This window comes from Psychrobacter sp. TB15 (assembly GCF_000511655.1).
In the GTDB taxonomy this organism is placed as follows: Bacteria; Pseudomonadota; Gammaproteobacteria; order Pseudomonadales; family Moraxellaceae; genus Psychrobacter; species Psychrobacter submarinus.
Map to the genome: position 1 here is coordinate 45501 of NZ_AYXN01000012.1, position 19762 is coordinate 65262.

The window sequence follows — 19762 nt, forward strand, 5'->3', positions numbered from 1 at the left end:
ATAACTTTATCTTTTGAGCTTGGTCTGTAGGCTGGGTTAAAAACCCAGCCTACAAGGACTAAATATTTTTATCTTCCAAGATTTTACTTAGTGCTTCTGCTTTATTAGAGATTTCGAAATTAGATTTGCGAATAACAGAAGCTTGTTTTAACAGTTCCTTTAAGATCTGTTCTAAATCTGTTCTATTCAATTCGTCACTATTTTCTGAAGTCAGTCTTTCAATTATGCTATTTATTAAGGTTTCACTGCTTTTTAACAGCTCATATGGAGTATTCAAACCTTCACTGTATGTATGGTTTTCGCCTTCAATTACTGGACTTTCTAGATTCATTCCATATTTCTGAAGACCTTTTTCAAACTTTTCGAGAATCTCTTTTCGATAGCGAGTTTTAAAAATATTAATTTCTTCTTCATATTTAAAAGCCGTTTCTAAAACTCTAAGTTGCAAATTATATTTAGCTAATTCGTTACTATCTTGCCTTTGATTGTTAGCAATTAAAATCTGCTTCTTTGCGTATAGTGCTGCTTTGATACCAACTGAAATAGCTAAAACACTCAAGATAAACTGTAGCTGATTTGAGTTTTCACCCATACCTACCCATAGATCCATCAGCACATGCATAGTAAAATTCCATTAAATAGGACTGAAATATAGAAACATAGTATTAGCAACAAATTGCGTTTTGTTTAACCGATTCTACGCCTAGCTTATCTATGTCATTGGTGCGCTAAGCATACCCTATCAAAACCAAGTACTTTATTTTTTATAAAGATCATTCAAAGAATGTTTAAACTTATTATTACGAGTAATTTGATGAAACTCTATAGGAGTGGTTGGTTCAAAACTCATTGCATATTGATAGCAAACGTCTACCCATTGATGATTCTTATAGAAGGCTATAACAATCGCCTTTACTGTTTGATATCCAATCGCAAACTCATCCCGTAATTCATGTTCAAATTTACTCCAAACTATTTTTGATTTTGAATCAATAAGCTGGTCGTACTTTTGGAATATATCATGAGCTCTGTCAATTTGTTTTTCATTCCAGTTCATATTCAGTATTAAACTTTCTACTGGGTGTTCATCAGAGTCAATACAGTTTGCAAGGAGTTGCAAATGATACTGTAATAAGTTGACTTGATTTTCTAATTCATTCAAGTCCATTATTTTTCTCCAATGCTGTAAAGGGTTGTATTTGAAATAGATATAGAGTCTTGAATAAATGATCTGATTTCTAACAATTCATTGCTATTTACTCTACCTTGCGTGTAAGAAATTTCGTAAGAATGAAGTGTTGTTTGAGCTTTTACAAGATTTTCACGAATTTTATTATCTGCCCCAATTGTGCTTAAAACACCTATTGAATTGTCTAGTTGACTCTTAATATCTTTGATAGTGTTAGATACCTTATTGCCCCTAGGCATTTTTTTTGGATCAATTGGTAATTGATTGCATGTGTCTAAAATACCTTCCATGTCTCGAGTACATTTAGCTAAGCTAATTTTTCTGACATCAGCTCTTATCTGTTCCCTATAATTTTTAGCACTTGATGCTTGTTTTATTGCAACAAACATAGAAATCAAAGTGACTATAGTACCTACTAGTGTAATTATACTATCCGTAGTCACTTTTACTCCTTATCCTGTACTAAATTTTAGTAGCTTACGCTAATGTTTTATCGACGTTCTATATATTAACACTAACCTAAATCTTACATGCACCACCAGCACAATCATCTTCCATATCCGCTTGCGCATCGTTCGCACCATCACGAGTGTTATGGTAGTACAACGTCTTCACTCCAAGCTTATAGGCGTTGAGTAAATCTTTAAGCAATATTTTCATCGGTACACGGCCGCCTTCATAACGCACCGGATCGTAGTTGGTATTGGCAGAGATACTTTGATCGACGAACTTTTGCATGATAGCGATAAGCTTGAGGTAGCCATCGTTATTTGGCATTTGCCATAGTAGCTCGTACTGATCTTTTAGCTTATCAATCTCAGGCACGACTTGCTTTAGAATGCCATCTTTTGACGCTTTGATAGAGACCAGACCACGTGGTGGCTCGATACCGTTAGTGGCGTTAGCGATCTGGCTTGAGGTCTCAGACGGCATCAGCGCGGTTAGGGTAGAGTTGCGTAAACCGTGCTCGGTAATCTCTTGACGCAAGCTTTCCCAATCCAAGTGCAGTGGCTCTTGGCAGATGTTATCCAAGTCAGACTTATAAGTATCGATCGGCAAAATACCTTGCGAGTAAGTGGTCTCATTAAAGGCAGGGCACGCGCCTTGCTCTTTGGCAAGTTTGTTTGACGCTTTTAAGAGATAGTACTGTAGTGCTTCAAAGGTTTGATGTGTCAGACCCAATGCTGAGTCATCTGAGTAGCGCACGCCATTCTTTGCAAGATAATAAGCATAGTTGATGACGCCAACGCCAAGAGTACGGCGGCGCATACTGCCATTTTCAGCGGCCTTAACTGGATAGTCTTGATAGTCGAGTAGGGCATCAAGGGCGCGGACGATCAGCTCTGCGGGCTCTTCGATATCGCTGACGCTCTCGACTTTACCTAAATTGACCGCTGATAGCGTACATAGGGCGATTTCACCTTCTTCGTCATTGATATTATCAAGCGGCTTAGTCGGTAGCGCAATCTCCATACACAGGTTGGACTGGCGAATCGGTGCAACGCTGGCATCGAACGGGCTATGAGTATTGCAATGATCGACGTTTTGGATGTAGATACGGCCGGTGCTGGCACGCTCTTGCATCATCAGGCTGAACAGATCTGCCGCTGGAATCTGGCGCTGACGTACAGAAGGGTCGCCTTCGTACTTGGTGTAGAGCGCTTCAAACTTTTCTTGATCTTCAAAGAAAGCATCATACAAGCCTGGGACATCCGAGGGCGAGAATAGGGTGATGTCTTGCCCTTTGATCAGGCGAGTGTATAGCGTTTTGTTGATTTGTACGCCGTAATCCATGTGACGCACACGGTTGTCTTCGACGCCGCGATTGTTTTTGAGTACAAGGAGTGATTCAACTTCTAAATGCCATAATGGATAGAAGAGAGTCGCGGCCCCACCGCGCACGCCACCTTGTGAGCAGCATTTCACCGCCGTTTGGAACAGTTTGTAGAATGGGATACAGCCAGTATGCTGCGCTTCACCGCCGCGGATAGGGCTACCCAAAGCGCGGATACGACCTGCGTTGATGCCGATACCAGCGCGCTGTGACACGTAGCGTACGATGGCGCTGGTGGTCGCGTTGATTGAGTCGAGGCTGTCACCGCATTCGATAAGTACGCACGAGCTAAACTGACGCGATGGCGTACGTACACCCGACATGATAGGCGTCGGTAGTGAGATTTTAAATTGTGAGGTCGCGTCATAAAAGCGTTTGACGTAACTTAAGCGCTCAGCTTTGTCGTAATTGGCAAATAGACACATACCCACGAGCATATAAAGGAACTGCGGGCTTTCATAAACGCGCTTGGTGACGCGATCTTGTACGAGGTATTTACCTGCCATTTGCTCAACAGCGGCATAAGCAAGGTTCATATCGCGCCAGTGATCGAGATAGGCGTCTAGCTCATCAAACTCGCTACGGCTGTAGTCGGCTAGGATATGCTCGTCGTATTTGCCTGCTTCAGTTAGAGTTGTAACATGATCGAATAGGTGCGGCGGCTCAAACTGGTTATAGGCAATCTTACGCAGATGGAAGATAGCAAGGCGCGCGGCGAGATACTGATAGTCAGGCGTGTCCTCTGAGATGAGATCGGCAGCTGACTTGATGATAGTCTCGTGGATATCACGGGTTTTGATGCCTTCATAGAACTGAATGTGCGATTTAAGCTCCACTTGTGACACTGACACATTATCTAAATCGTGCGCGGCCCATTCGATTACCTTATGGATTTTATCCAAATCTATAGGCTCTAGGCGTCCGTCGCGTTTGGTTACTTGAATATTGTCAATATGTGTCATACCGCCCTCGTAAATTATCAATAGTTAGTCGTATTACTCAGTCAAAACTGTCCTATAGTGTTATCGACTTCTTTTATTAAGCAAGCTATAACCAGAAAGCTTTTGTGCTTTTTTTAGGCAAAAGAATACCGAAGGCTCTAGTCAGGTAAAAAACCACTGAGCACTACATATAGCGTATTTGTTAGTAAGTAGACACAATATAGCGGGAATAATTTGAAAATGCTATATTGATTTTAGATTGAATTTATGTTGTTGAGGCGCTAAATTTCAGCAAAGAGCGATGGCATAAGGCCTAGAAGATATGTAAAGAATCATAAATTTTTTTATAAAAAACAGCTTGCTTTTCACTTTTGCCAATTTGATATCTTTGCTACTGATAATAGCAGTGGGAAGCGTAAAATAGCGGCACAAATTGTACCCGATAAGCACGGTCAATGCCATAAAAAATCGTCACCTAAACAGTGACGATTTTGGTTGTACTTTTCGATGTATTAAGAGGTAAGACTCGCCAAATAACAGCTTAGATAGAGCGCTGACTCGTTTTAGCCGCTTCTAGCAAGAGGTTTGCTGCTTATACCACCATACGTACTGTTTGCGCGTTATCAAGCGCGGCATAAAGCTCATTCACTTGCTCAGCGCTAGTCAGATACAGATTCACCCGCGCTGAATGAAAGCGGTTGGTCTTTGAAGGCTTAACTTCAATAGAGGCTAAGTCGAACTCAGGGAACTGACTGCCCAAAATGAGTTTTAGCTCATTGAGCAATGTTTCGTGTTCGCCTTCATGACCGATCACACTCATCGGATAGTTCATGGGAAATTCCCACAGCTCTGGGTTTTGAATATCCGTTTTTTTACCTTTTAAGATGCCGTTATTAGCGATTAATTCGGTGACTTTGACGTCTCTTTTGCTGGCTTGTTGATCGTTAGAGTTGTTTTTTGGATCGTTACTCATAATGAAACCTTTGTTGTTTTTTCAATATTAATGCTAGAGCCGCACACAAAAAAGCTGAGACTCGCTCAGCTTTTTTACTTATTGCCTGCTACTGTCTTGCCTCCTTTATGAGGCTAAAATAGCGTTTTTTCAAGCTGCTATATCAATCATTCTCAAGGAATGAACGCAAGTGTTCAGAGCGCGAAGGGTGGCGCAATTTACGCAGCGCTTTGGCTTCGATCTGACGGATACGCTCACGAGTGACGTCGAACTGCTTACCGACTTCCTCTAGCGTATGATCGGTTGGCATATCGATACCGAAGCGCATTTTGAGCACACGCGCCTCACGTTCGGTCAAATTGCCTAATACATCACGCGTCGCTTCACGCAAACCTGCAGATGTTGCATCATCGACAGGGCTTGAGATCGTCCCATCTTCGATAAAATCGCCTAAGTGCGAGTCTTCATCATCACCGATAGGCGTTTCCATAGAGATCGGCTCTTTGGCGATTTTTAGCACTTTACGGACTTTGACTTCGTCCATCTCGAGACGTTCGCCTAACTCTTCAGGCGTAGGCTCACGCCCCATCTCTTGCAAGAGCTGACGCGAAACGCGGTTTATTTTGTTAATCGTCTCAATCATATGCACCGGGATACGGATGGTGCGCGCTTGGTCAGCGATTGAGCGGGTAATCGCCTGACGGATCCACCAAGTGGCGTAAGTTGAGAACTTATAACCGCGGCGATACTCAAACTTATCGACCGCTTTCATCAGACCAATGTTACCTTCTTGAATGAGATCCAAGAACTGTAGACCACGGTTGGTGTATTTTTTGGCGATTGAGATAACCAGACGTAAGTTAGCCTCGACCATCTCTTTTTTGGCACGGCGGGCTTTGGCTTCACCAACTGCCATACGGCGCGCGACATCTTTCATATCAACGATTTCCATGTCGAGCTGCTGCTCGTAGTCGCGGATTTTACGCTGCAGTAGAATCACATCATCAGTGACTTTTTCTAAAGTTTCGGCAAAGGCTGGCTTGCCTTTTAGGCGCTCTGTGAGCCAATCGACGTTAGTCTCGTTACTTGGGAAGGTCTTACGAAACTCGCTACGCGGCATACGGCCACGGCGAATGACCAGGCGCATAATTTGGCGCTCTTGCTTACGCACATCATCATAGACATCGTGCATGATGGCCATGACTTGATCGGACATGCGATTGTTCAGTTTGAGCATCATAAAGCGCTCAGCGAGTAGAGCATAAGCGGCTTTTGCTTGCTCGCTACCACGGCCATATTCAACTAAGGCTTCTTTAGCAGTAACAAATAAGTCTTCGATCTCCTCGATACGCAGGCGTACGGCTTCTGGGTCGATACCGCCGCTTTCTTCTTCAGCTTCTTCTTCCTCGACGTCATCTTCGTCTTCGTCTTCATCGTCTTCGTCATCGAGCTTACTCTTATCTTTAGCTTTGAGGACAGGTGCTTTTTCTTTCTCCTCACGGGCCTTTTCTTTTTCTTCTTTAACGCGATCTTTTTCTTCTTTAGCTGCCAGACGATCTTCTTCAGTTTCAGGATCTAAAAAGCCGGTAATCACATCAGAGAGTTTTTTCTCACCCTCTTGAACCTTTTGGTATTCATCAAGCACAAACTGTACCGTACCAGGCCAGTAGGCCATCGCATGCTGCACATCGCGGATACCTTCTTCGATACGTTTAGCGATAGCGATCTCGCCTTCACGAGTCAGTAGATCAACAGTACCCATCTCACGCATATACATACGTACAGGGTCAGTGGTGCGTCCAGGTTCTGTCTCAACAGAAGCGAGTACGGCTGCTGCTTCATCCGCTGCCATATCATCATCGCTTGAATCATCGCTCATCAAGATATCATCAGCATCAGGAGCAGATTCAAAGATTTTGATCCCAACGTCCGTCAGCATCTGCACGATATCTTCGATCTGATCGCTTTCGGTAATAGAGTCTGGAAGTTGATCATTCACCTCAGCATAGGTGAGATACCCTTGCTCCTTACCCATCTGGATTAGGGTAGCTAGCTGGGAGGTGGAATTAGATAAGGACTTATCGTTCATAATTACTCGCTTGCATCGGGCATTGTCATAACAGATATAAAGGCTAAATGCTTGGATTGACCTATAAGCTTAGCGATTAGTCATCCTCTACTATGACAATGAGTTGATATGAATAAGGGCTCAAAAGCATCAATGCTATAAATAAACTACAATTCAAAATAGCAAAAAAATAAAAAATTGGTTCAAATTGCTCAAATCAAGCTGATAACGGCGTAGTTTAACACAGACCTATGAAAACAGAATACGGCTAATCAGCGCAGATACTAGAATCTCTTGTTTTTTTAACCGCTGATTTGAAAGCTTATTGAGCATTATCATAGATGATGGGGTCAGCTGCTAGGGTTTTAAAGGGTTTGGCTAGGATAAAAAATAAATTAAGCCCGTCCTAGATCATTTGTAGCGCCAGACTCGTCGCACCATCTACTTAGCTGCCCATCATTTGCGCGGATTGTTCGGCTTGCTGGGCCCGCATCCAATCATTGAGGTGCTGGGTTTGTTTTCTAACGATGGCGAGTTTGACATGATTGGGGTTTTTTATCAGCTCTTGGGTCTTTTTTTGCATATGCAGCTGTAGTAGCTGCATAACTAGTGTCTCAATCAGCGCATCCAAGCTTAAGATATTTCTGGCGTGTAAGGTCTTATAAAAAGGACCCCAGCTACGACTCAGCGACTCTTGGGTACTCGCGGTAAGATTAGATAATATAAAATGCGCTGCCGCATTGGGGTCTTTTGGCAAGTAATTGATACAGCGCTTGATGGTACTGACTACATCTATCAAAGGAGCATCTTGCAAATCCTCCCAAACCAAAGCGCGCATGGCGTCAGCCGAGGCTTTTTGCTTGATATGGGCAGGCAGGGATAAGCTTGTGAGCCCTGCTTGCTGCCAAATCATCTCAATCGGATCTTCGCTTAACGCTAAGGGCTGAAACAAAAAGCACAGCTGCAGCTGCTGACTGATGGTCATATCACCATCAAAGTCTAACAAGGCATCTTTAGCTTCACTGTTTTGACTGCGTTTGCCGCCCAGCTTTTGATAGATATCATTGTTGAGCAGATAACGAAAGCTACTGCCTTTTGGCAAAGAAGCTGTCAGTGTTCGCACTTGCGACATCAGCTTCGCTTTGCCTTCTGCTAAGCTCATATCATAACGCTCACTTAAGTAAGCGAAGATATATTGCGACAGCGGCATGGCGTTTTTGATCTGCTCGCGCATAGCTTCATTGCCGTGCGCTTTAATAAAAGTGTCGGGATCATGGTTGTTCGGTAAGGTCAAAAACCTAAGCTCTTTGTCATCGGCGAGTACCGGTAGCGCCACCTCAAGCGTGCGCCAAGCCGCTTTTTGTCCGGCGCTATCGCCATCAAAGCTTAAGGTGAGCGTCGGGTTCAAGGTCAAAAGTCTTGAGATTTGACTCTCATTAATCGCTGTACCCATAGAGGCCACCGCGCCATAAATGCCTGCTTGATACAGCGCGATGACATCCATATAGCCTTCAACGACGAGCCAATCATTAGCCCGCTGCTGGCGCGACTCATAATAACCATAGAGCACATGCTGCTTGTGAAAGACGGGCGAGTCTGAGGAATTAATATACTTTGGCTTGACCTCATCATCGAGCGCGCGGCCACCAAAGCCAATCGTGCGTCCTTGATTGTCACGAATCGGGAAGATGACGCGATCACGCAATAGATCATAATCACGACCTGACTCTGACTGGCGCACAAGCCCTAGCGCCTTTAGCCCTTCTATATCTTGAGGAAACTCATGCTCAAGGTGCTGCCAGCCAAAAGGCGCGTAGCCTAAACCAAAATCCTCAAGACTTTGCTCAGTGATACCGCGGGCGGCAAAGTAATGCTTGGCATGCGGATGCGTGTGCAGATTACGCTGATAAAATTGCTGAATCTGCGTCAACAGCTCGTATAAGTTGCCGTCTTGCTCACTGGCACTATCAGCATCGATTGGCATTGAGTAGTCATCAGCCATAAGCCAATCTGGCGGCTGTTGGTCATCGATAGGGTTGTAATCAGGATAATCCATAGCCGCGGACAAGTCGCTAGTATAGTTATCAAAATAATCACTACTTGCGTGGCTGGCATAGAATGCATCATCATTATGATAGTCAGGCGCGGTATCAGAAGTTTGCTGCACCGGCGAAGATGTGTTGTCCACTACCTTTGGAGGCATAGGCTGAGCAGTAGACCTCGGCTTGCTGCGCTGGTAGCTGACGTTTTTTTGCTCGTCTTTCGGGACTTCGATGCCGGTCTGCTTAGACAGCTCGTCAACCGCTTCCATAAAAGTGAGGTTTTCATAATCGCGCAAAAAACTAATCGCATTGCCGCCGACGCTACAACCAAAGCAGTGGTAGATGTTTTTTTGTGGATTGACATAAAAAGAAGGCGACTTTTCACCATGAAAAGGGCAGCAGCCTTTAAACTCGCTACCTGCTCGTTTGAGCGTAGTATGCCGACCAATCATGCTGATTAAGTCAGCTTGGCTATTTAATTGCTCGAGAATATGGTTAGGAATACTCATAAGGATAAATATTTTAGCACAGAGACTGAGCAAGGTTATGCTCAGCTTTTAATTTTGGTGAAATATTTAGAGGTGGCTTTACTGATACCTCATCATGAAGCGCGCTAGTATTTAATATTAGTTTAAAATAAATAAGGCCAACGATAGCGTTGACCTTATTTATTTGCATTTTTATCTACTGACATCGTACTTTGATACAGTATTAGTCAGCTGATTATATCAGTAAGCCGACTATTCAGTGTCTTCTTCAATGACATCCGTATCGGCAGGCGTGAGCTGAATACGCTCGCTAGTATTGTCATCAGGTAGGGTTGCGCGGCGCACAGGATTGGTGGTTTGCGGATTAACAATAGCGGATCTGGCAGTAGAGCCGGTGCTTGCTTGGTCAGTGATGCGCTCGCTTTCATTTTCAGGCAGACCTAGACCGATATTGACACCGCGATTGTCGCCGGTGACTAGGTTGCTTGAAGAAGCATTAGCATTGCTGGCAGCAGCATTGTCGCTTGGCAGGCGTAGCTGAGTGGCGCTACGAATGATCTGCTCTTTGGTTGCGCCAGTATATTGATCCGTCGCTATCGAGGACTCGCTAATACCTGCGCGACCAAGCTTACCAAAGGTTAGCTTGTTTAACCAAGAGCTATCACGTTTGGTATTGAGCTTAACGCGGCCATCATTGGTCAGCCAGTTTGGATAGTTAATCTGTAGGAGCGTTTGGTACTCTTGGGCCAGATCAGTGATACCAAGCTTTTGATGCGCGTAAGCTAAGATAGCTAGCGCTTCAGGAACAGACTCACTCAATGGATAATATTGTACGACCCATTTGGCACGGTTGACGGCCGCGACATAAGCTTCGCGCTCGATATACCAGTTAGCCGCTGTCAGCTCACTTTGTGCAAACTGATTGTAGATAAAGGTCATACGCTGAGCAGCATCAGGAGAGTAGGGGCTATTGGGGTACTTATTGACCAGCTCTTGGAAGTTGGCAAAGGCAAGACGTAAATAGGCTGTATCACGCTCTGCTTGATTGACTTTAAAGATTTTTAGGCCATCAGATGAGCCTTCCATATTGGCCACGCCGCGTACATAATAGGCGTAACTGACTTGCGGATTAGAAGGATAAAGACGAATGAACTGCTCGGCACTGGCAGCAGCGAGCTCATAGCTGCCACTAGCGTACTGGGCATACATCACATCGAGCAGTGCTTGCTCTGCATAAGGACCGGTAGGATAAAAAGTGCGCAAGTTATTTAAGTCTTCGATGGCTTGGTTGTAACGACCTTTGTCGATTTCTGCAATCGCATCATTATAATAAGCTTGTTCAGACTTTTCGGCCGTCTCGACGGCGTCTACGTCATCGCCTGTTAGGTTTTTAAAAGTCTGGCAGCCAGCCAAGCTCACACTTAAGGTAAGCAAGGTCATTGAAGATAGTTTGATAAACGTGTTGCCTACAGGGCGCATACTTCTCTCCGCACAAAAGGCATAATAGCAGCGACGCTACTATGCAACATAACAGGTTAATAATAAAAGTCAGTAGTAGCACCAATCGATAAGCTACTAGCAAAAGTTCTGCCTACTTTATAGAATAATGCAAGCTTCGTCTATTTTTTCACGGTTTATTTTCGCAAGCTGAGCGATTTTGCTGACTATAAAGTTGGCTCTAAACCATACTCGGCTCCAAATAAACTACAGCAAAGCGATTATCAATTATATCACTAAGTTTAATTTAAAACAGATAACTGAGTGATGCTGTAGGGTCTGAGCATTTGCCATGCTACAATATAGCCCTAGGGCGTGTTGAACATTCGACCATGGCACTGACAGAGACTATTTTTTAGCTGATTTGCAGATAAAAATGGTAAGTTTAGTCGTTCTAAGCGTCTATTTTTATCAATAAAGCGGCAAAAAATAGTCCTGTCCCTGTTGTTGTAGTTAGGGCTGATGCTAAAATCGCCCTAGTCGTTGTGAAAATCTAGCCAATGCAATAAGCATTACCTGCAATTTTCACTTAGACTAGAACTATTTTAGCGATCAGCAGTGCGCATTTGTGAATGTTCAACACGCCCTAATTAACGGATACTTTATTTTGATAGCCAGCGCGCTAAATTATCAAATAACTGTCTACATTTCTATAAAGTGCACTATGGTGACTTTACGACGACTGAATATGCTATGAATGATAATGCCACAAGTACAACACTAAATGCCGATAATGAGATGATTGAAAACGAAGCAGCGTTAGCAGAATTCGATGAGGACTCTCTTGCTGATGATGGTCTTATGGATGAAGAAATAGAAGACGATGATGAATCAGGCGATGAGGATCAAAGCTCTCAACTGCCAGGTCAACGCGTATTAGAGGTCATCGATGTGACGCATACCGTGACTGAAAAAGAGTCAGGCCTACGTATCGATAAGCTTGCTTCACAAGTCTTCACTGATTTCTCGCGCGGGCAGCTTCAAGGCTGGATCGCTGACGGTAGCTTACTGTGCAATGGCAAAGTAGAAAGGCCCAAATACCGCGTTAAGACTGCTGATGTATTGCATTTGTCCACGACGCTGCAGCAGCATAGTGAAGATCAGCCAGAGAATATCGCCATCGAAGTCGTCTATGAGGATGAGGCGGTACTCGTCATCAATAAGCCGGTTGGTATGGTGGTGCATCCAGGCGCTGGTAATCAAACCGGCACGTTAGTGAACGCATTATTATATCACTACCCGCAGCAGCACCATTTGCCGCGCGCAGGACTTGTGCACCGTATCGACAAGGATACCTCAGGGCTGCTATTGATCGGTAAAACAAAACCGGCACAAATGGCGCTAATGGAGCAGCTCAAAGATAAAAGTGTCTATCGCCATTACCAATGTGTGGTTGCCGGAGATCAAGCCAGTTTAAGGCGGCATCAAAGGATCGATGCACCTATCGGGCGTCACCGCAATCAGCGTACCAAAATGACGGTGATGACCGCTGGACGCGAAGCGGTCACCCATCTATTGAAGATTACCCCGCTCAATGAAAACTACTGCTTATTGGATGTCGGCCTTGAGACCGGACGCACGCACCAAATCCGAGTGCATTTAAGTCATATAGGTCATCCTATCGTCGGTGATCGCGTCTATGGCGGCCGTCGTCAGCTTCGTGCAGGCTTAAGCGAAGAGCAGCGCCAAACTATCGGCAACTTCCCGCGTCAAGCTTTGCATGCTTATGCCTTAGGGTTTGTGCATCCGATAACTGATGAAGACATCGAAGTCACCGTGCCGATACCAGAAGATATGCAGCGGCTCATAGCGGTGCTAAGCGACGATTATGATTTGGAATAATCGCTGAGCTGATTTTTGAGCCAATGTGCTGTGTCAATTTAGAGTAATGTCAGTTTGGACTTATATTAACTTAGACTTAGGTGAAGCGCAGAATATGACGAATAGGACAGCTGCTTTAGGCAAGCCACCAGTGCGATTAATCGCTCAGCTCGATGGTGTCTCTATTTTTCAGACAACAGCGCTGACAAAGACGATTGATAGTGATGATGGCGAAGCAGTTGCTGCAAGCAAGCAACAACTGCAAAAAGGGCAGGCAAGCTACGGCGAGTTTAATCTTGGCTTACATGTCAATGATGCTAGCCTGACGGTGTTGATGAACCGTATGCGTTTATTGAGCGCAATTAACGATCAGTTAAACGCACAACAGGCAAGCGCGCAACCTCTAATGGTTGAGCGCGTACATTGGCTCAATCAAGTGCATGGTAAGCATGTCTATGACGTTGAGCATAGCACTGATGAGGCGCATCGTAACGCCAAGCTGAGTATGCGCCCAGTAGATGCTGATGCGATGATTAGCCGGCAAACTGGTACGGCTTTAGCGATTATGACCGCAGACTGCGTGCCTATTGTTTTGTACCAGCCGGCGACTGAGCAGATTGCAGCGATTCATGCGGGCTGGCAAGGGCTGTCTTGCGGTGTTATCAAAGCAACTACTGAGCGTTTCGATAGCGATGCCCCTATCATCGCTTGGATAGGGGCTTGTATTAGCCAAGCCAATTATGAAGTCGGTCGCCCAGTATTAGAAAAATTAGTAGCAGGCTGCACTGATAATCAGTTACTAGACTCGGCAACTCTAAATGATTTTGACGCTTTATTTAGTTGCTCAGCTTTAATGGAAGGCGAGATAAGTAAAGACAGTAACTCAAAGCATAAGGTCGGTCGTGATGATTTACACAATAGCGAATTACATAAGAGCTATAAGAGCCATAAGAGAATTGATAAATTATCAAACCACGCTACTCTAAGCACAGAGAATATATCTGCGAATAAAGTCATGCTCAACTTACCGAAGCTCGCTGCTGCACAGCTCGAGCATTTAGGGGTAAATGTGGCGAATAACACCGCTATTGATTGTAGCTATGACGATATAAACTACTACTCTTATCGTCGTCAGACCCATCTACAACAGCCAGCGACTGGGCGTATGGCTTTACTCATTGTCCGCAGCAGCTATGGTTAAGCGAAAATAAAACTGTCATAAATTGAAAGGCACTACGGGTATAAATTTTCCTTGCGTGCTGCGTCCTTTCGATGCTGCGCAAAATTCATTCCCGTAGCGCTACAACATTTTTATATTGAATCTACTATAAGTGCTACGGAATCCATAAACCAATTTATTATTAGAGCTCGTATGACTACATCTATAGCCGCGACGGCAAATCTCGATAGAACATCTAACTTATCCATAGCGGTTGTTTATCACAGTAATTATGGACACACCAAGCGCGTTGCTGAAGCCATTGTTACAGGTGCTCGTCAGCAGTTAGCAGAGACACAAGTAAAAGCTATCGATGTCCATGATGTCGATTGGGACTTTTTGGATCAAGCCGATCTCATTGTGTTTGGTAGTGCGGTGTATATGGGCAGCTTGACTGCTGGACTCAAGATATTTATGGAAGAGACCTCAAAGCGTTGGTTCCATCGTGAGTGGGAAGGCAAGTGGGCAGCAGGCTTTGCCAACTCTGGTGGACTGAGCGGCGATAAGCTTGCGGTACTACAACAAATCAATCTATATTGTATGCAGCATGGGATGAATTGGATTGGCTTGCCGCTTATGCCGACAGGACACGGTGAGAATGATCTAAACCGTCTATCGAGCTATTTGGGCTTAATGACGCAATCTGCTGATGGGCCACCGGAGGAAACGCCTGGCAAGGGTGATATAGATACTGCGATATGGTTTGGCAACCACTTAGCCAAAACTATTATCAAGCACCAACCGGCAAATGATTGATAATAAATAACAGCCCACCACGCGGCTAGACAAACAAGAAGGCGGATATCTCATTGATATCCGCCTTCTTGTTTGTGACGCTTGTGACGTTTATGCCATTTATGCCAATGTCTAAGAAGTGGTTTTGAGCAATTGTCTAAAATTTAGGTTAAAGCGCTAAGCTAAAGTTATGGCTGAGCGTAGGCATTGTAAGAGATGACAGGAATGGGGCTAGCACCGAACTGCATAGACTGGCAACCGCTTTGCAGCGCTGCAGATACAACGACCGCACTTAGGGTAAGCGCGCGGATAGCGGTGGCTTTGAAGATCGCTTTCAAAATAATGAGTCTCTTAAAATTTAACAACAATAGATAAAGTATACCTGATAGCAGTAGATATGGGGTATTTGCTATTAAAACAAAACGTTTGTACAGAGATGGACTATATAAACTAGTCTAACTTTTGTAAAGTATTTAAACGAATACGTTAATAAACTAGCAATACTGCAGAAATAATATAAAGTTGAATCATAAGGTATTAAATAACGTTGACACGGCTCAGTATGCAAATGCGATAGCTTTTAAGAGCATTGTATTCAAAGCATCATATTGACAACCCTGTGCTGCTTCATCAACGCAAAACAACGAATTAAAAATCAAGCTGCTAGCTATACGAGGATATTATGAAGCCACTTTATCTGATGCTATCGATGTTTGCTATCGGTCTCACTTCTACCGCCGCATTAGCTGAAGCTACAAGTATTCCTGATGCTGCAAGCCTACCTAATGTTAGCCCTGCCAACAGCGATCTAGTCAACCGCGGTGCGTATATTGCCCGCGCTGCTGATTGTATGGCCTGCCACGGCGATGACTACGTCGGCGGTAACGCGATTGAAACGCCGATGGGTGATATTTATTCCACTAATATTACGCCCTCAAAACAGTATGGTATCGGTAAATATACTGAAAAAGATCTAAAAAATGCGCTGAAAAAAGGCCGCGCGCCTAATCATATGATTTATCCTGCTATGCCATATCCTTCTTATAGCGGCATGACGGATGAAGACATCAGCGCCTTATTCGCTTATCTACAAACCGTACCAGCTTATGATGAAGCCCCTGATTATAAAACCAGTTTGCCTTTTCCCTTTAACTTTCGCTTCTTAATGCTCGGCTGGAATGTACTCAATGTGCCTTCTACTGAAAATCGTGAAGGTCTGAGCGCAACCCAAGAGCGCGGTGAGTATTTGGTTAATAACCTTGGTCACTGCGGTACCTGTCATACGCCGCGTAACAGTACCATGGGCTTTGATAAAGATAACTACTTATCTGGTGCCGAGCTTGGCAATTGGTATGCGCCTAATATTACGCCGGATGAGTCAAGCGGTATCGGTAGCTGGAGTGAGCAAGATATTGTCACTTATCTGCGCACCGGTCAGCTGGATCAGCGCGCTTATGCTGGCGGGCCGATGGCCGAAGTAGTCGCCCATAGTACTCGCTACCTAAAAGATGAAGATCTAGGGGCTATTGCTTCTTATCTAAAAGCAGTACCTGCTGTACAAACGGAAGATAAAGTGCGCCCAGTTGATGCCTCGCGTTTACCAAGCCCAATCAATGAGTCTATTACTCATGATTTGCTCGCTCAAGATGACTATTTGACTCAAGCCAAAGCAGAAGTTACGGGCGGTAGTAACTCTCCTGAAGCGTTATATTTAGCAGAATGTGCAAGCTGTCATGGCGTCAATGGTTATGCCCAGCCAGATGCTCGCTACGCGCCTATCGTCGGTCTTAGCAGTATTCGCAGTGATAATCCTGATGCTTTGATTAATGTTATCGTGCACGGCGCAGAGGGCGCATCCGACACTACGCCTAAGATGCCAGGATTTGAAGAAGAGCTCAGTAGTGAGCAAATTGCTAATATTGCCAACTACGTCCGAGTTAAATTTGGCAGCTTGCCTAGTAGTGACTTGACTGCAGCTGATATTGATCGAGTGATCACTGCTGAGCCTGAGCAGCCTTTTTTAATCAAATACGCTGGATGGTTGGCTGCTCTGGGCATCATCGTTGCTATCGTGATTATTTTCTTTATTATTCGAGCCATTATACGCTCAAGACGTAGTCGCTAAGATGGACTTCGATGCTCAGTAAATGGTTTTATTGAGCTGACGAGGACAAGCTGCCACTGAGCTTATCGACACTGAGCGTCTGAATTATCGCAAGACTGCTATTAGGCTCTCAATACTCGCTCAATATTAACTCGCTTAACATTATGAGTAATACTGCAAATATTAAGAGATTCGTACCTCTATTCTCGTATTTAAAAACAATAATAGGGTAAATGACAAAGTAATAACTGATTTAGATACACTCACTTGATCTCTCATACACCCTTATAACCTTGAGATTATTGAGCTTATAAAGTAGGAGTATCAATCAGCTATGAGACAGTATGACCGTCATACCAAAAGGACAACATCATGAAAGATATGCTTCAATCACCAACCCGTCGCCAACTGCTCTCAATGATCGGCAAGACTGCTGGAGCCACGGCTATGTATCAGGCCATGACTACGTTAGGGTTTGCCTCAGAGTCTAGTTTTAAAGAAACGGTTGATCTCAAAGGCGCGCCTCCGGGCGCGAGTATCGTCATCCTTGGAGCCGGTCTTGGCGGCCTGACCGCAGCTTACGAGTTACGTAAAGCCGGTTATGATGTCAAAGTACTCGAATATCAAAATCGCGGCGGTGGCCGGAGTTGGACGCTGCATAGCGGTGATAAATATACAGAACTTGGCGGTGAAGAGGTGACTTGTGATTTTGCAGAGGGCAACTATTTTAATGGCGGACCTTGGCGTCTGCCTAGTCACCATTATGCCGTCTTTCATTATTGCAAAGAGTTTGGCGTAGAGATGCAGCCCTTTATTCAGACCAATGATCGTGCTTATCTACATCGTACGACTCATTTTAATGGTGCACCGCAGCGTCTGGGCGATGTAAAAAACGATATTCAAGGTAATTTGGCAGAACTACTATCAAAATCAGTGAATGTCGGCGGCCTTGATCGCTCAGTGAATACAGAAGATAAAGAGAAACTGCTTGAGGGTCTAAAGGGTTGGGGCGTGCTTGATAAAGACTATCGCTACCGTCCTAGTCATGCGACCACTAAGCATCGCGGCTATAGCGTCTTTCCAGGTGGCGGTTTGATGCCTAATGCCCAGCCCTCAAAGCCTTTACCTATCACTGAGATATTAGACTCAGGTATGTGGGCAGATATTTATAGTAACCACATGACTTACGGCCATCAGCCAACGATGTTTCAGCCTGTAGGCGGTATGGGCAAAATCGGCGATGCTTTTACTCGCGAATGCCGCGATATGATCGAATTCAATGCCAAAGTCACTAAGATTAACCAAGACGACACTGGGGTGACTGTAGATTATGTCGATAGTAATAGCCCTGATGGCGCTATCAAATCGGTACGCGCAGACTGGTGTATCTGTAATATACCGCTTACGGTATTGACTCAGCTCGATATCAATGTCTCACAGCCTATGAAACAGGCGATGGCAGCGGTACCTTATGAGACGTCTTATAAAGTTGGTTTGGAGTTTAATCGCCGCTTTTGGGAAGAAGATGAGTGGATCTATGGCGGTCTAACTTATACCGATATGCCTATTGCACAGATTGCTTATCCTTCAGAAGATATGTTCAAAGATGGCCCTGGCGTACTACTTGGAGCGTATGGCTATGGTCCAACTTCTTATAAGTTCAACACCCTAACGCCAAAAGAGCGTATCAATGTCGCGCTAGCCTACGGCAAATACATTCATCCTCAGTATCCTGAAGAGTTTAAAGCAGGGACGTCAGTCGTTTGGCACCGTATCCCTTGGACTTTGGGTTGCTATGGTATCTGGAATGAATCGACTCGTCGCCAGCATTACGACACTCTGTGCAGTATTGATAACCGTATTGTACTAACGGGCGAGCATTGCTCACATATTCCAGCATGGCAAGAAGGCGCTATATTATCTGGTATGGATGCTGCCAAGCGTCTTCATAAAAAAGCAAAAATGTTAGCGTAAATACATTAATGTTGGCGTAAATGCATTATTAACATAAACGTATTACTAGCGTAGACGCATTATTAGCATAAATACAATATAAGGCTAGATACTAGGTCAATGTGGATAACTATAAAAATTCAGAGGCAATCATGGACAATGCAATCGTGAAAACAACCATCATGAAAAACATGACACCTAAGCTGCTGACTGTGATGTTGCTGAGTGTAATAAGCAGTACAGCACTTCTAGGCTGTAGCCAGCAGTCAGACGATGTGGAGACTATAGCTAGTGAACAAGAGCAAGACTCTATCACGACTAATGACTATCAAGCAAGCCGTAACACGGGTGCTTGGGGCGCAGTGTATATGAGCCGTGAGGAGCTAACTGAACCTAACGTCAATATCGTCGATGTCAGCTCGCTTCCTAACATGGAGAACGACCCTAGCATTGCAAAGTGGGAGGCGAAGTTTGAGGGAGAAAATGCTTTTATCACCACTGATGGCAAAAAACTATACCACGACTCTTGTGCAGCTTGTCATATGCACAAAGGCGAAGGGGCTTATGGCGCAGGCTATTATCCGCCACTAGCTGATAACAGCAAAATGCAGTCAAAATATTATATTATTGATATCTTGATCAATGGCTTTCGTGGTATGCCATCTTTTCATGGCATGATGAATGATGAACAGATGGCCGCAGTGACACAATACATCGTTAATGATTTAAATGGTTTTAATGAGATAGTGACTGCTGAAGACGTCGCGCAGCTAAGACATGAAAAGCCACCAGCGAGTGATCCAAGTGATGAGTAGGGGCTAATTATTTAACTTATGCCGTCTAAGTATAAAGTTTAGTATATTTATGACGACAAGCTTTTTATCTGTTTGAGCTCAAACAACAAAGCGCCTAATAAACC

15 protein-coding genes are annotated in these 19762 nt (G+C 44.3%); 6 read left to right on the forward strand and 9 right to left on the reverse strand.

Annotated elements, in window-relative coordinates; all coding sequences use genetic code 11:
* Positions 1 to 58 precede the first annotated feature (58 nt).
* From W234_RS0101895 to W234_RS0101930, 8 genes are all read right to left on the reverse strand, one after another.
* Positions 59 to 592 (reverse strand): hypothetical protein, encoded by a 534-nt coding sequence (locus W234_RS0101895; RefSeq protein WP_156923938.1) that lies wholly within the window; start codon positions 590 to 592, stop codon positions 59 to 61.
* Positions 593 to 757: 165 nt separating this feature from the next.
* Positions 758 to 1168, reverse strand: a complete 411-nt coding sequence (locus W234_RS0101900; protein ID WP_025644207.1) for a hypothetical protein — start codon at positions 1166 to 1168, stop codon at positions 758 to 760.
* Positions 1168 to 1632, reverse strand: a complete 465-nt coding sequence (locus tag W234_RS0101905; RefSeq protein ID WP_025644209.1) for a hypothetical protein — start codon at positions 1630 to 1632, stop codon at positions 1168 to 1170. Before W234_RS0101905 ends, W234_RS0101900 begins: the two co-directional genes overlap by 1 nt.
* Before the next feature lie 76 nt (positions 1633 to 1708).
* A complete protein-coding gene (gene nrdA / locus W234_RS0101910; RefSeq protein WP_025644210.1) occupies positions 1709 to 3985 on the reverse strand; it encodes a class 1a ribonucleoside-diphosphate reductase subunit alpha in 2277 nt (758 codons plus the stop codon).
* A gap of 571 nt (positions 3986 to 4556) precedes the next feature.
* A complete protein-coding gene (locus W234_RS13595) occupies positions 4557 to 4937 on the reverse strand; it encodes a YbeD family protein (RefSeq protein WP_025644212.1) in 381 nt (126 codons plus the stop codon).
* A 142-nt stretch (positions 4938 to 5079) separates the two neighbouring features.
* Positions 5080 to 7005 (reverse strand): RNA polymerase sigma factor RpoD, encoded by a 1926-nt coding sequence (gene rpoD / locus W234_RS0101920; RefSeq protein WP_025644214.1) that lies wholly within the window; start codon positions 7003 to 7005, stop codon positions 5080 to 5082.
* Positions 7006 to 7429: 424 nt separating this feature from the next.
* Positions 7430 to 9535: a DNA primase gene (locus W234_RS0101925; protein ID WP_025644216.1), complete on the reverse strand. Its 2106-nt coding sequence runs from the start codon at positions 9533 to 9535 to the stop codon at positions 7430 to 7432.
* 231 nt (positions 9536 to 9766) lie between these two features.
* On the reverse strand, positions 9767 to 10993 hold the full coding sequence (locus W234_RS0101930; RefSeq protein WP_025644217.1) for an outer membrane protein assembly factor BamD: 1227 nt from the start codon (positions 10991 to 10993) through the stop codon (positions 9767 to 9769).
* Positions 10994 to 11749: 756 nt separating this feature from the next.
* Between W234_RS0101930 and W234_RS0101935 the strand changes: the two genes are divergently transcribed.
* The 3 genes from W234_RS0101935 to W234_RS0101945 all read left to right on the forward strand — a co-directional run bounded on the left by W234_RS0101935 (position 11750) and on the right by W234_RS0101945 (position 14807).
* On the forward strand, positions 11750 to 12853 hold the full coding sequence (locus tag W234_RS0101935; RefSeq protein ID WP_227501924.1) for an RluA family pseudouridine synthase: 1104 nt from the start codon (positions 11750 to 11752) through the stop codon (positions 12851 to 12853).
* A gap of 94 nt (positions 12854 to 12947) precedes the next feature.
* Entirely contained in the window at positions 12948 to 14033 is a 1086-nt protein-coding gene (locus tag W234_RS0101940) for a polyphenol oxidase family protein (RefSeq protein WP_037058701.1), read from the forward strand.
* 171 nt (positions 14034 to 14204) lie between these two features.
* Positions 14205 to 14807 carry a flavodoxin family protein gene (locus W234_RS0101945; protein WP_025644223.1) on the forward strand — a complete coding sequence of 201 codons (603 nt, stop codon included), beginning with the start codon at positions 14205 to 14207 and terminating at the stop codon, positions 14805 to 14807.
* A gap of 167 nt (positions 14808 to 14974) precedes the next feature.
* On the opposite strand, the gene W234_RS14430 is transcribed toward W234_RS0101945, so the two are convergent.
* Positions 14975 to 15124 carry a hypothetical protein gene (locus tag W234_RS14430; RefSeq protein WP_156923939.1) on the reverse strand — a complete coding sequence of 50 codons (150 nt, stop codon included), beginning with the start codon at positions 15122 to 15124 and terminating at the stop codon, positions 14975 to 14977.
* A 344-nt stretch (positions 15125 to 15468) separates the two neighbouring features.
* Between W234_RS14430 and W234_RS0101955 the strand changes: the two genes are divergently transcribed.
* The 3 genes from W234_RS0101955 to W234_RS0101965 all read left to right on the forward strand — a co-directional run bounded on the left by W234_RS0101955 (position 15469) and on the right by W234_RS0101965 (position 19658).
* A complete protein-coding gene (locus tag W234_RS0101955; RefSeq protein WP_025644225.1) occupies positions 15469 to 16911 on the forward strand; it encodes a cytochrome c in 1443 nt (480 codons plus the stop codon).
* A gap of 351 nt (positions 16912 to 17262) precedes the next feature.
* Entirely contained in the window at positions 17263 to 18864 is a 1602-nt protein-coding gene (locus W234_RS0101960; RefSeq protein WP_025644227.1) for a flavin monoamine oxidase family protein, read from the forward strand.
* A 131-nt stretch (positions 18865 to 18995) separates the two neighbouring features.
* Positions 18996 to 19658: a c-type cytochrome gene (locus tag W234_RS0101965; RefSeq protein ID WP_037058670.1), complete on the forward strand. Its 663-nt coding sequence runs from the start codon at positions 18996 to 18998 to the stop codon at positions 19656 to 19658.
* Positions 19659 to 19762: the final 104 nt, after the last annotated feature.